At 34.8% G+C, this 13,089-nt stretch carries 16 protein-coding genes; 11 read left to right on the top strand and 5 right to left on the bottom strand.

Translation table 11 applies throughout. The features are described from left to right. Positions 1-124 precede the first annotated feature (124 nt). The gene (locus CEQ83_RS08205; RefSeq protein ID WP_155017166.1) at positions 125-721 is read left to right on the top strand and encodes a YdcF family protein; all 597 of its coding nucleotides are present in this window, start codon (positions 125-127) and stop codon (positions 719-721) included. Between the two features lie 110 nt (positions 722-831). On the opposite strand, the gene CEQ83_RS08210 is transcribed toward CEQ83_RS08205, so the two are convergent. Both CEQ83_RS08210 and CEQ83_RS08215 read right to left on the bottom strand, forming a co-directional pair. After that, positions 832-1,440: a DUF998 domain-containing protein gene (locus CEQ83_RS08210; protein ID WP_194273208.1), complete on the bottom strand. Its 609-nt coding sequence runs from the start codon at positions 1,438-1,440 to the stop codon at positions 832-834. 298 nt (positions 1,441-1,738) lie between these two features. Next, complete coding sequence (locus CEQ83_RS08215; RefSeq protein WP_028413884.1) at positions 1,739-2,152, bottom strand: hypothetical protein; 414 nt, start codon at positions 2,150-2,152, stop codon at positions 1,739-1,741. Between the two features lie 98 nt (positions 2,153-2,250). On the opposite strand from CEQ83_RS08215, the gene CEQ83_RS08220 reads away from it, so the two are divergent. Then, the gene (locus CEQ83_RS08220) at positions 2,251-2,754 is read left to right on the top strand and encodes a DinB family protein (RefSeq protein WP_155017167.1); all 504 of its coding nucleotides are present in this window, start codon (positions 2,251-2,253) and stop codon (positions 2,752-2,754) included. A 97-nt stretch (positions 2,755-2,851) separates the two neighbouring features. Here the strand turns inward: CEQ83_RS08220 and CEQ83_RS08225 are convergent, their stop codons facing one another. Then, entirely contained in the window at positions 2,852-3,388 is a 537-nt protein-coding gene (locus CEQ83_RS08225; RefSeq protein ID WP_028413882.1) for a GNAT family N-acetyltransferase, read from the bottom strand. 264 nt (positions 3,389-3,652) lie between these two features. On the opposite strand from CEQ83_RS08225, the gene CEQ83_RS08230 reads away from it, so the two are divergent. The 7 genes from CEQ83_RS08230 to CEQ83_RS08260 all read left to right on the top strand — a co-directional run bounded on the left by CEQ83_RS08230 (position 3,653) and on the right by CEQ83_RS08260 (position 9,668). Beyond that, positions 3,653-3,958, top strand: coding sequence for a hypothetical protein (locus CEQ83_RS08230; RefSeq protein ID WP_154989155.1), 306 nt, complete (start codon positions 3,653-3,655; stop codon positions 3,956-3,958). 212 nt (positions 3,959-4,170) lie between these two features. Then, positions 4,171-4,401 (top strand): DUF3923 family protein, encoded by a 231-nt coding sequence (locus tag CEQ83_RS08235; RefSeq protein WP_028413879.1) that lies wholly within the window; start codon positions 4,171-4,173, stop codon positions 4,399-4,401. Positions 4,402-4,765: 364 nt separating this feature from the next. Further along, positions 4,766-5,119 (top strand): hypothetical protein, encoded by a 354-nt coding sequence (locus tag CEQ83_RS08240; RefSeq protein WP_028413878.1) that lies wholly within the window; start codon positions 4,766-4,768, stop codon positions 5,117-5,119. A 447-nt stretch (positions 5,120-5,566) separates the two neighbouring features. Next, positions 5,567-6,748 carry an Alp7A family actin-like protein gene (locus tag CEQ83_RS08245; RefSeq protein ID WP_014460729.1) on the top strand — a complete coding sequence of 394 codons (1,182 nt, stop codon included), beginning with the start codon at positions 5,567-5,569 and terminating at the stop codon, positions 6,746-6,748. A 17-nt stretch (positions 6,749-6,765) separates the two neighbouring features. Then, positions 6,766-7,143, top strand: coding sequence for a hypothetical protein (locus tag CEQ83_RS08250; protein ID WP_098113384.1), 378 nt, complete (start codon positions 6,766-6,768; stop codon positions 7,141-7,143). Positions 7,144-7,889: 746 nt separating this feature from the next. Beyond that, positions 7,890-8,813, top strand: coding sequence for a LysR family transcriptional regulator (locus CEQ83_RS08255; RefSeq protein WP_176551744.1), 924 nt, complete (start codon positions 7,890-7,892; stop codon positions 8,811-8,813). Positions 8,814-8,978: 165 nt separating this feature from the next. Next, positions 8,979-9,668, top strand: a complete 690-nt coding sequence (locus CEQ83_RS08260; protein WP_154989153.1) for an alpha/beta fold hydrolase — start codon at positions 8,979-8,981, stop codon at positions 9,666-9,668. Positions 9,669-9,755: 87 nt separating this feature from the next. On the opposite strand, the gene CEQ83_RS08265 is transcribed toward CEQ83_RS08260, so the two are convergent. Then, positions 9,756-10,343, bottom strand: coding sequence for a DUF4825 domain-containing protein (locus tag CEQ83_RS08265; protein WP_155008556.1), 588 nt, complete (start codon positions 10,341-10,343; stop codon positions 9,756-9,758). 230 nt (positions 10,344-10,573) lie between these two features. After that, complete coding sequence (locus CEQ83_RS08270) at positions 10,574-11,413, bottom strand: alpha/beta fold macrolide esterase (RefSeq protein WP_099330814.1); 840 nt, start codon at positions 11,411-11,413, stop codon at positions 10,574-10,576. Between the two features lie 279 nt (positions 11,414-11,692). Between CEQ83_RS08270 and CEQ83_RS08275 the strand changes: the two genes are divergently transcribed. Both CEQ83_RS08275 and CEQ83_RS08280 read left to right on the top strand, forming a co-directional pair. Then, entirely contained in the window at positions 11,693-12,169 is a 477-nt protein-coding gene (locus CEQ83_RS08275) for a hypothetical protein (protein ID WP_099330815.1), read from the top strand. Between the two features lie 138 nt (positions 12,170-12,307). Continuing rightward, positions 12,308-13,084 (top strand): SDR family oxidoreductase, encoded by a 777-nt coding sequence (locus CEQ83_RS08280; protein WP_014460718.1) that lies wholly within the window; start codon positions 12,308-12,310, stop codon positions 13,082-13,084. Positions 13,085-13,089: the final 5 nt, after the last annotated feature.

The following is a 13,089-nucleotide window of genomic DNA, read 5'->3' on the forward strand; positions in this document are numbered from 1 at the left end:
GCAAGAACGAAAAGGCTTAGAACAAGGGGTAAGAATTAAAATTTTTTGAAGGTTACCTTTTTATTTTTATGAATATTGAGCTTTATGATACGATATGAAGTGAACTTTTTAAATGAGGGTCTATATGCAAAAAATTAAAGGTAAAAGGATAAAAATTAGTATATTTCTGCTAGGATTAGGGATTATTTTTTTTCTGTTTGCCGGGAAAGAGCTTGTGGTAAACGAAAAGCCTGTAAAATCTGACGTGATTATTGTGTTAAGTGGTGATAATGATCGACTGGAGAAAGGAATTGAATTATATAAAAAAGGCTATGCGGCTCATTTAATCCTTTCGAATGGCCAAGAGAATAATTTTTATCATCAAGCCAAAGACTCTGGAATACCTAAGGATTCAATTATATTAGAAAATCACGCTACAAGTACTACGGAAAATGCTAAATTTACAAAAAAGCTAATGATGAATTATCACTTTCAATCCGCTATCGTTGTTTCTTCAAACTATCATATGAAAAGGGTAGAAAAAAACTTTAATAAAGAATTTGAGGATACCCAAATACAATTAACCTATTGTTCTAGTGGAAGTCGTTATTATAATCCACAGAGATGGTGGGAAACTGCTTTAAATAGAAAAGTTACTTACACAGAATACGTCAAACTTATTGGCAATTATTTTGGTTTTAGCGGAAAGAAATCTAAAGAATTATTAAGAGAATTTATTTAACAAAATAGCAAAAAGTCCATAGGGAATGCCTCTATGGACTTTTTGCTATTTGAAATTCCGGCTAGTTTAACATAGTCTTGTAAGCTCATATGAAACGGAGTGATAGTGGATTATTTGTTTAACATAAAGGAAAGCACGGTGCCCCATATAAAGATTACTAAATAGAATAACCTTTGCAGCAGACCGGTAGGCATAGGAACAAAAAATACAAGCATAATGAGTATAAGGATGACTAGTAAGGAGACTAAGCAGCCATAAGTCCAATACTTGCCGCTGCTTAAAGATGATGCATACATCCAAAGACCAGCTAAAACAGTAACCATGCCAAGCTGAGCAAGTATTGAATGCCAAAATAAATTAATATCAGCCGGGATAAAGCCTGAAACAATATTACCTAAAGCTAATATAAGAATAAAAGCTGTTGCTAGTTGGCTTTTTCTCGTTTTCTTTAGGTTTTGTGAAATGTACAGAACACCAATTGAAAGTGTTAATCCGTTTATAATAAACAATACGTTCATCCAGAAATGGTGAGGAGAGCAAATTTCATGAGGTGCAATTGAATAGGTGTAGTTTCCACAAGAAGTTACACCAAGATCACTCATTGCGTGATGTAAAAAACTGTAGGGAGCAGTTGAAGTCAAAATAAAGAAAGGTTCAACTAAAAAATACAAGCAAGTAGCAAACCAGCTTAAAATGCCAACCTTTTTTGATATATACAGAATTATCACCTCTTAAAAAGCTTTATACCCGAATTATACATCCAAATAATGTTAAATCAAATGGTCTTGGAGTCTATTTTTAAATAGGGCTTGAGGTTGATGTGAGTAAGGAGGGCAAAGTGTTTAAACTTTGAGGGCTTAGGAAAAGGCCTCTTTACCAATGTTTTGTAGCGGTAAAGAGGTCCAAAAGCTGCTTAATTAGAAATGAATAACTGCTGATTATGCGGTCTTTTTATAAAATATACGTAAAGTTAAGGTATCCAAAACGCAGTGACATTCAAGATGTTTTCTCTAGAATTTAATAATCTGATGTTTTTTTTATATCTATATCATATTCATGTGCAAATGTTTCTAATTCCTTAAAAACATTTGGTGGATTAAATAATGCTATTCGCATATTCCACCCGTTTTCTACTTTGACCACTGCCAATTTTGTTTTCCAACTTAAGCGTTTAAATACGATTTTTTTAATGTCCCCTGGTTTAACTGTTTTTTCATATACTTTGAACCATAATATATATATTCTATAGGTTAAAGTATCTCTGTCTATCTGAAATTCATATCGGAGAAAAAGGGAAAGAAACAAGCAAAGGATAGCCAAAAGGTGTAAAAAGGCAAGTTCTTTATGTCGAACTGCTTGAATGAGTAATAAAGTATTTAAAAGTAATAAAGGATAAACAACAGTTTTTTGAGCGGTAGCTTTAAATAACATAAAGTCTCCTTCCTTTAGTAAATAAGCCAACTTATTTTTCTTCTATGATATTATTTAGTTATTGATTTAGATTAGATTTATATTGGGAGGTCTTTTATATGTATAATACCATTTCAGATTTTATCAAAGAATGGAACAACGAAGCCATGCTGACTCAAAAAGTTTTGGATAGCTTGACAGATGATTCGTTGAAGCAACAAGTGTACCCTGAAGGGCGTACGTTAGGGAGAATTGCTTGGCATTTTACAACAAATATTCCAGATTACCTAACTGAGTTTGGATTAAGCATAGACAGAATTGAAAGTACAGCAAGCGTTCCATCTTCAGCACAGGAAATCGCTATAACCTTTAAAAATGTAAGTTCTCATGCTGCTAAAATTATCGAACAGCAATGGACAGACGAATCTTTAGAACACACGCAAGAAGTGTTCGGAAGAACCCAATCAAATGCCACAATCTTAATGGGACTAATCAAGCATATTGTTCATCACCGAGGTCAAATTACCATTCTTATGCGTCAAGCAGGCCTAAAACCTGCTGGAGTTTATGGGCCTCCAAAAGAAGATTGGGTTCATTTAGGTGTGGAAAATCCACCGCTTTAATAATATCAGGTAAATAAAAAAGAGGCTGCCCATAGAAAATACTATAAAATTATTTTCCAGGCAGCCTTTACGTAAAACCTAATTAATCATTTAGTGCTTACTCTGAAAAAGATTTTGAGTAATGTACAACACCTTGCACATTTTTTAGAGATCCTTCTGTTAACTCTATGGCCATAAAAAATTCTTCAGGCACGTCAAATGGAGCATATATATTCCATGAGCTAGCTGGTTTAAATCCAAACTTAGGATAGTAATCTTTGTGCCCTAAAACAATTACTGAATGATAACCAAGCTCTTTTGCGCGTTTTAACGCAGCGTGTATTAGTTGGCTCCCAGCTCCTTGTTTTTGATACTGAGGTGCAACTGAAACTGGAGCAAGTGCTAAAGAAACGGTAGCGTTATCACCATCTATAATTGTTATTTTAGATAGAAGAATATGGCCTATAATATCTGCTGCATTCGGATTTAATGCGACTAGTGAAAGTTCAGGAATAAATTCATCTGACTTCCTAATTCGTTTCACAAGTAAATGTTCTTTCTTATCGCTGTATTCTTCATTTAAAAAAGCGCTTTTCACAACTTTTTCAGTTTCATTATATTCTTCAGTGAGTTCTTGTTTAATTAAGATATCCATTTAGAGTCTCCTATCAACTTGCTAAATTACCGCTTTTTATACTCCATAAATGGGGCTTCCTTTATGCACACATTCATTAAGGAAGCTTACTCACCCAGCTCTAAGCATAAGTTTAACAAACAAAAACCTCCAAAATTAGTATGTATATATTTTACAGTGTTGTATTTTGTGAGTCCACCTTTAATACATAATATTTGTTTATTGATTATGGTAAAATACACTATATATGTTAAATTGAAGTATGTAAAGAAGGTGTAATGTCTGGTGTTGAAATTATTATTTATAAGTCTAGTAAGCTGTTTAATCATTTATAGTGGGAAACGTGTATGGAAAAAAGGTAGTACTAATTTTATTGCTGGATATGGAAAGATATTTACACCTAAGGATGAAAAGCAGCTCGCTAAAGGAATTGGACTTATTATTATGTTGTTTGGCTTTGAAACTATAATATTTCCCATTCTTTCTTTATTTTTTGAAGGGCTTGGCTTTTATTATGGATTGCTGATTGTGTTGAACTTCTTCGCTTTATTTGGACTTATGATAAAGGATCAGGTGCAAAGAGAAGCCTAAAGGGGGAGAAAACAATTAATAAAAATATTCGGCTTATGATTGGTTTAATCAGCACTATTATCCTGTGTTTCTATGGAGTAAGAGGTTTATTCATACATGAAACAATACCGTTTTCTTCTTATCTCTTTGCGGTAGGTGGAGCTATTTCTACCATTGCTCTTATCTGGGAATTAATAAAGAAAGATGCAGCTTAAATTGAAAGGAGTGATGATGTGAAAAGACGATGGATTTCCTGGTGGATAGCTAATATAATTTGGATCATACTTTTCGTCGTAGGAACAGCTGTTGTCTGGACAAGAGAAGTGGATGGAGCGGGTGTTACCCAAACACTAGAGCTGAAATTGTTGGCATTTATTGTTTTATTGATTGCATTTATTTTCCCTTTGATTATTCAAGTTATATGGCTAATTTTCAATTTTAAAGCTAACAAGCGTGTACTGTAGAAAATAGAAATGATGTTATGAAATAGAGGGAGTGATATGTATGTACAGCAAAAAGTGCTCTAAATGTAATTCAACTTTAACCAAAGCTCGTATTCAATCATCACCTGGAAGTTTAGGTGTAAATAAAACGCCAAGCAGCGTATTAACTAATAATCATAATTATAGTGAGTTAATACCTTATGTTTGTTCCAGCTGCGGTTATGTAGATTTTTATGTTGAGGATCATGAGAAATTTGTTTAATAGACCTTTTAAGATTTTTTATTTTCGAATACATTGTGATAAGTCACTGAACTTGGTATATCCTCTAATGTCAATTTTAATTAAAGGGTAAGGAAAATAAATGATCTCTGGAGGCCACTTATTATGAAGAGAACACTTAGTTTTCTGTCAGTAGTTTATTTAATCGTTCTAACTGCATGTAATCAAGAAAGTTTAGGGACGAATACAGAGAGTTCTTCTGCTATCATTGTTGTAGTTGAAAACAAGGAATATAACGGAACAGAAGATAAATTAGATCAAACACAAGAAATAGGAGACCAAATAGGGACAATAGAAAAGGAAACCAAAGCAACTAAAATGCCCGCGGGTAATAATCAATCAAACTATTTTACAGTTGGTTCAGAAATCTATTCAGTAAAAGGAACAGAGAATTATATTATAGTTAAAGACAAAGATCATAAAAGTCAATTAATGAAAAAGGTAGTTCAAAAAAGGTGAGTATTATCTAATATTGTCAAACAAGATTTTAAGTCTCTTAACGAATATAAATATTATCTTGATACATTCCGCTTTTCCACCAGGAGTATTTGTCTTCCCCTTCAATCAACTGCTAGAAAGACCTAAACAAATGAAGTCTGCGTTTAGCTTAATAAAAAAACAAACTACTAATCGCTTGATCAATAGCTCGTTTTTTACTTCATCTAAAATACTTTTGTCTCAACCTCTTTTTTCACCAGAATCTCTACTTCCGACTTTCTTATTCCCGAAAAAGAACTTTCCTGACACTGTTTTTCTAATCCGGAAATAAGTTCAACTAGATAAAAAAAATGTTGATATGTGTAAGTTTTTGATGATAAATCAGTTGAACTGAAGGATTGAAAATCTACCTTTTCTTTTGTATAATAAGTTCAACAGAAGTTCAACTAAAAAAAGAGGTGTATAGAGATGAAAATTTCACGTTTTAATAAAGACTGTGGGAACTCAGTCGATATGAATATCATAGATGGATATCTATTTGATTTCCAAACCAACGTAGTAGAACTCCAAAAAGAAGCTGCTGATTCATTCTTCACAGATGCTGTTACAGCACCAGAGGAATTTAAAAAGCGTATCTTATTATCTACAACCATTGGAGAGGAAGAAAAAGAACGTTATTTCTTAGTGGGTGACATTGCCGCCAGCCAACAATTAGCAAACAATCATATCAATCGTTTACATAATAAAATTACAAGTCATATTCCATACGTAACATTTTTAGCTGCCGTTGCATACTACCACGCGTTACACACAAAAGATCAAAAGGACAACAACATCCAAATTGACTATTTCTCTACAATGTTACCAATTTGGTTACTAAAAAAAGAAAGTACGTTTGGTGAAGCGCAAAAGGCTATGGCAAATCGCTTTGTTGGTGATCACACTTTTTATATCCATACCCCAGGATTTGAAAAAGAATTAAAAGTATCTGTGGAAGAAAGTGTTTGTTTAAAGGAAGGTGAAATCGCACGTTTTGCGTTAAAGAAAGACCTAACGCTTCAAGACCGTGAAGATGCTAATGAATATGTGGAATGTGAAACCGTAATGATCGATATCGGTGGAGGATCCATTGATGTTGTAATCTTACCTGAAGGGTTGAAGGCTGCGAACAGTCGTGAATCGTTCCAAAGTATCGAGGGTATTCCCTACTTAGCACATATCGATAAGTTACGAAAAGAGAAATTCCCAGAGTTGTTTACCGATTTACGCGCTTTTGATCAATTTATTTTAGATAACTACAGCAAACAAAAGTTTGAACTAAAAAATGAAAACACAGGTGAATCCATTGATTTAACAGCTCAAATCAAATCTTCTCTAAGAGATTATGTAGAGATCTTACTAGCTAAGTTAAATGATGTCGCCCCACCACCAGCAAATAAAATCCGAAAATATGTATATAGTGGCGGTGTCGCTCCTACACTAGAAGTAGCGATTATGAATAGCATGCGTGAAAAAATTGGCGAAGAACGCACAGAGAAATATCATAAAGTGCCTGAGGATAGCCGTCACTTAAATTTATTCGGCTTAGAAATCCGAAGCATGGGGTACCTTCAAAAGAAACAAGCCGAGAAGAAAGCCGTTAAATCCTAACAGCGTAGGTGATAACCATGTCAGAGCGTCAAAACGCCTTTACGATTAAAACTAATCAGTTGAGTGATGAAGTCTATGATATACTTGCAAAATATGCAAAGTCTCGAAAATTAGGGGACTATATTTCATCTCTAATTGTTCGTGACCTTCATAGTTCATCTTCCAATCAAGTAGAAGCAGGACACAGAACAGAAGAACTTCTTGAACATATCAATTCCGAACTACGGGAATTAAAGAAATTAGCTCAGTCCAACGGGTTTGTGAGTAAACAAGAGGAGATAGAAGAGAAGCCTTCAGAAAGCCACCAAACCTTCAAAGAAGGTAAGGTTGCAGATCTAGAGCAATTATCTGGGTCATTAGATGATGATGATTTAGAGGAATACAACGATTTTTAATTAAAAAAGCTACTAGTATGTGGGACGAGACTGTCCCACATACCAGTAGCTTTTTTGTTTTCAATATGTCTATTCGTTTTTGATACATTATCATATGTACAAAAAACGTGTTAAACCTAAAAAAATGGGAGGAAACAGCTTATTTATGGATAATAATAATTAGCACGAGTACTTTTATTTATTCTAATTTTGCTTTGTCTCAAGAACATTAATAATTAAGTTTAGGTATTCTAAATACCATATCGAAGCTCAATCACACCATGAAGTGTTAGATAAAAGGTACGCTTATCGTCTCCCAAGATGACAAGGACATTGCGGAGTTTAGGTTGGATTCAAACGAATAAACATGACTATAAATTTATTAGATTAATAGCTTGCTAACTCTGAAGGTATTCAGAATTAGCGGGCTATTGTTTTTACATTGAAACGCTTGTACGTGAATTTAATTTATATAGCTTTTTTAAGCAACATATAATTGATTGGCTCTAATTATTTAGTCACGATAAGCGCTCGAATAATTTCATTCCAGTAGTATTTGAAATCTTTTTTACTCGTATCTTTTTGTGTTAAACTCATCGATTCCTTTGTATTTTCTTTTTTTATATTCATTATGATTTCCCCTTATCACTTTGTATTTAGTATGTTGTGGTTTGATTTACCATATTTTATAATGAAATTAACGATCGTTACAGATGAATATTCCGATTGAATCAATCGGAATATCCGATTACATAGAGGTGAGGGAAATGGAAATAAAACAACTGATTACATTTAAAACAGCTGCAGAAAATTTAAATTTTACATATACGGCTAAAATTTTGAATTTTGCTCAATCAAGCGTTACCGCACAAATAAAAGCTCTTGAAAATGAACTTGAAACGCCTTTATTTGAACGTCTTGGGAAACGCTTGGTTTTAACAGAGGCAGGTAGAGAATTTAAAAGATACGCAGATAAAATGATTCAATTGACTAAGGAAGCAAAAAACGCTGTAAGTGGAGTGGAGGAGCCTTCGGGTACGCTTATTATTGGATCTTCTGAAAGCCAGTGTACCTATAGATTGCCTCCCATATTAAAAGAGTTTAAGGATCAATTTCCTAAGGTTAAAATGATTTTTAAACCTATTTATTCTCAAGAACAAACAAGAGCGCAGCTACTAGACGGCACTCTTGATATCGCCTTTACAATGGAGCCTATTCAGCATCATGATGCAAATCTACATACACAATGTCTTGTTGCAGAAGACTTAAAAATTGTTGCTTCTCCTCAGCATCCTTTAGCTGATAAAACGGATATCTACTTAGAAGAGCTTGAAAATGAGACTCTCTTGTATACCGAATCAGGTTGTTCATATCGCGTAGTGTTGGAAAACTTGTTTCGTGAGGCGGGTATTTGTACATCCACTAAATTCGAATTTGCAAGTGTGGAAGCTATTAAGCAATGTGTGATGTTGGATTTAGGTATTGCGATATTGCCTGAAGTAGTGGTAAAAGGAGAGCTTGAGAAAGGAATATTAAAAGAATTGGCTTGTACTAAAGTGGATACGACCCTTTATACACAAATGTTTTGGCATAAAGATAAATTTATGTCTCTTCCTTTACAATCGTTTATTCAATTGGCTTGCAGTACTTTTGGTTTAAATTATATAGGTACCGAAAGTGAAAAACTCTAGGTACATTATGCCGACTAAAGAATTACACAGGATACATAAAATAATCTGATATCTTTCCCAATAAGATAAGAGGTGAAGGAAATCTTCATTCCTTCACTAATATATAGATGAACATTAATAAACTAGATTTTAATTGGTGAAATCTGAGTTAGGAGTTGATCTAATTTGAAAATGCGAGTAAATCAAATTAAACTAAATGGTTTAACATTTCAATATCGAGAGGCGGGCGAAGCTTCAGCACCTGTCATTGTTGCACTTCACGCTTTAGGAATGAGTGCAGAATCGTGGGACGAAGTAGCGGCTGCATTAGGAAAGGAATACCGGTTTTTAGCTTTAGATCAAAGAGGACACGGTGGAAGTGAGAGAGCCGGCACGTATACGTTTGAACTTATGTGTGATGACTTGCTTCAGTTTGTAAATGCGCTGAAATTAGAGCGCTTTACGTTAATGGGTCACTCTATGGGTGGCACCGTCTCCTACCTTTTTTCCGAGACATTTCCATCAAGGGTAAAACGGTTAATTGTTGAAGATACACCTCCACCTTTTACAGGAGAGAAGTTCGAAATTCCTTCTAAACCTCCTGGCTCTCTACCATTTGACTGGGAGGTTGTACCTTCAATTCTTCAACAGTTGAACAACCCGAAGCCTAAATGGTGGGGAAGTCTTACAGAGATAATTGCACCTACTCTCATCATAGGAGGAGGATCTAGCCATATCCCTCAAGATAAGTTGCAGGAAGTTTCTAAACGTATTCCAGATTGCAAGTTAGTGACGATAGAAGGAGCTGGACATGAGGTGCATACAGAGAATTTATCAGCGTTCTTAACTGCTGTGAAAGATTTCCTTGATTCGTGACTTTCTGGAGCTTTTATTTAATTTAAAAGATTATTTAAGTGAATAGACACCAAATAACGAGCCTTACTTAAGGCTCGTTATTTGGTCTTATTCTTTTACGATAGGAACATTCTTAAAAAATTTTTCTCGAATAGCTGCCGATTTAACTGTTTTATTTATCTTTTCTTTATTATCATCTATAAATTGCTGTGCTTTTTCTTTATCAAATAATTTATTACTATCCGGTAAAGTTTTAATGTTGCCAGAAATAAACTGTTCCATTTCTTCTCTAGATACTGAGAATTTTTGATTGTCTACTTTAAAACTGTAACCTTGAGCATTAGGCACTAATATTGCTAAATAAATAGCATTATAAAGAAAGTTTTTCTCTAGCGTATTCTTACCGTCAAACCAATATTTTAACGTTTCATCTTCAGATAAAGAGCCCTCTTTAGTACCATAAATTATTTTTGGTGTTTTATTATGTAAATCGATTTCTTTAAACGTTTCTCCTCCAGGCAATGCTCTTACGATAGCTGAAACGTTAGAATTATCTCCGACATAAGTTCCGCTATGCTCTTTAAGCTTTTGTACATCAACAGTGTTAATACTTGTGACTTCTTCTTTTGAAGAACAGCCGGCTATGCCTACAAGGAGTAATAAGATTAAACAAAAAAGCACCTTAAAATATTTCATAAAAACCTCCATTTTATTACTATAATACCCTTATGTGGATTTTTCACGAATTATCAGTGTATCGTAAATATGATGTTTTGAAAAGATGTAGGTACTTTTGTACAGAATAACCTTTGCTGTAGGGGATGTTTTGTCTACTGTCAGTAGAAGGAAGGAACTTTGAAACATGAAAAGACCCCAAAGCTTTCTTGAAAAAGCGCTTTGAAGTCTTCATTTCTCGTGTTTTGCTTTTAAGAGCTAATCCTTACAATTGATTTGATAATTTGTTCCCAGTCCTCGCTATGAACTTCATGTCCTGTACCTTCAAGAGCTATTAATTTAGCATGAGAAATAGCTTTTGCAAGAGCAAGTCCATGTTCGTATGGGAGTGCCGGATCTTCTGTTCCATGAATGATCAATGTAGGTATACTAATTTCACTCGACCTGTCATAATATTGGCCTCCTCCTTGAAGCAAAGCATGGTTAAATCTACTCGGCAGCTGTTTGGCCCGGGCAGCTTCTCTTTTTGCTAGCTTATACATCCTTTCCTCTTCATAAGGTTTTGTTCCACTTAACGTTTTCCATCCACCTGCAAGATAGGGAACGGTTTCCTCATGTTTTGACCAGTCTATGGAAGTGCTTTTTGTATGATAATCAAGTATGCGCTGATCCATTGGAGGCAATTTTTCCGCCTCCGTTCCAAAAACGCTTGATGCAATTAAAGTAAGAGAGTCTATGCGTTCGGGATATCTAAGAGCAAGAATCTGTCCTATCATCCCGCCCAAAGACATTCCAACAATATGAGCTTTTTCGATAGAGTAAGCATCTAAAACGCCAATTGCATCGTCAGCCATATCCGTTATTGTATAGTTAGAAGTTCCGGGTGGATAAGTGGTAGAGCGGCCTAAATCACGATGGTCGTAACGAATAACAAATCTCTCCCTATCAGCAAGACGAAGACAGAAGTCTTCATCCCACCAATCTAACGAGGACATTGCTCCCATTATTAAAAGTACAGCAGAATTTTCGGGGTTTCCAAAGCTTTCTGTGCAAATCTCTACGTTATCTATTTTTAGTATTTGTTCATTCATTTGTGTACCTCCTCTTAAGTGTTAGAGAAATGAAAAGCAGCTCTTTATTCAGTTCTCTAAAATGAGGTTATTTCCTTTTTGAATTTTATTTAGGGAATCGATTATTTTGCCTATCTCTTTACCAAAAAGTGAAATATAACCAAAACTAAGGGAAGAGGACGAGCATAAACTGTTAGAGACCGAGAGTTTACTATCTGTAATAAGTTCTATATTGACTAGAATAGAGCAGGAAAGTTGAATGCACGTATGGAAGACTAATCATGTGAGGTGAAAACGAGAATGAATGATTACTATGGAGAGCTTTGCACAAGGTTATACGAAGTTGATAAATCCGTTGCAGAGAGAAAAGAGCTGGAGTTTTATCTTTCCTTTGTAAAAGACCAAAATATGAAAGTATTAGAACCGATGTGTGGGAAAATACTTTTAACGATTATAAAGAAAAAAAGTGAAATTGAAGAACTAGTAGATTGGACTGAAACAAATAGAGTATCTTTTAATAAAGAAATCATCGTCGTTTACAAAAAAAGCTTCTACGATAGAAAAGCGAGCTCTTTGAATACTAAGATAAAATATGAGCTACTTCAAGGAAATCAGACAAAAAAGGTGGAGATAATGGATTTTCCTCTTCGACTTTATAGTTCAGAAGAATTTGAAAGTATCCTTAGCTCTAATGGATTTAACAACCTTACTGTTCATGAAGTAAAAGATGGCTACGGAGAAGGCGTCTCATTTTCTGTTTATGAGTGCGGAATATAGACAGTGTAATACCATTTAAACTTTGATTACCTTTTTCATTCATTAAAACTTGATAGATTAATATACATATACAGGATTGCTGAATTCGTGTGCTACTGGTAAGCATATGAATTCATCGTTCCCATGAGGAGATGCTTTATGAAGCGGTTAATAAATAAAGTTGCGATTGTTACTGGTGCTAGTCGAGCGCAGGGTATTGGTACTGAAATATGTCGGGAGTTAGCTAGAGAAGGGGCAGATATCTTTTTTACCCATTGGTCAAAGTATGATCATTCGATGACTTATTTTAATGAAGATGATGCTAATTGGTCGAAGCATCTTATGGAGGAGATTCGCAGTCTGGGAGTACGATGTGAATCGATGGCATTGGATTTATCACAGCCCGATGCACCAATAAAGCTGCTTGATACAGTTCAAACCAAACTGGGTTCTCCATCAATCCTTGTAAATAATGCAACACATTCTGTGGACGTGGATTTTCGTTCTATAGATGCTGATGTTCTCGACGCTCATTATGACGTGAATGTTAGAGGGACATGTCTTTTAACTGTTGAGTTTGCACGTCTAATCGAAGGCAAACATGGCGGTCGAATTATTAATATGGTATCAGGTCAAGATAAGTCACCTGAGCCTGGAAATTTGGCTTATGTTGCCACCAAAGGTGCCGTTTCTACATTTACTAAATCAGTTGCTATTGAATTAGCACCTCTTAAAATTACTGTTAATGCTGTAGATCCTGGACCAACTAACACTGGCTGGATGAGCAGTGAGTTAAAGGAAGATTTACTGCCTAAGTTCCCAATGGGTCGACTCGGTGAGCCTCGAGATGCCGCCAAATTAATTATCTTTTTAGCAAGTGAAGAAGCGGAATGGATTACCGGACAAATTATCCACTCAGACGGTGGCTTTTGGTGATTTAA

The sequence above is a fragment of the Priestia megaterium genome (assembly GCF_009497655.1).
Taxonomy (GTDB): Bacteria; Bacillota; Bacilli; order Bacillales; family Bacillaceae_H; genus Priestia; species Priestia zanthoxyli.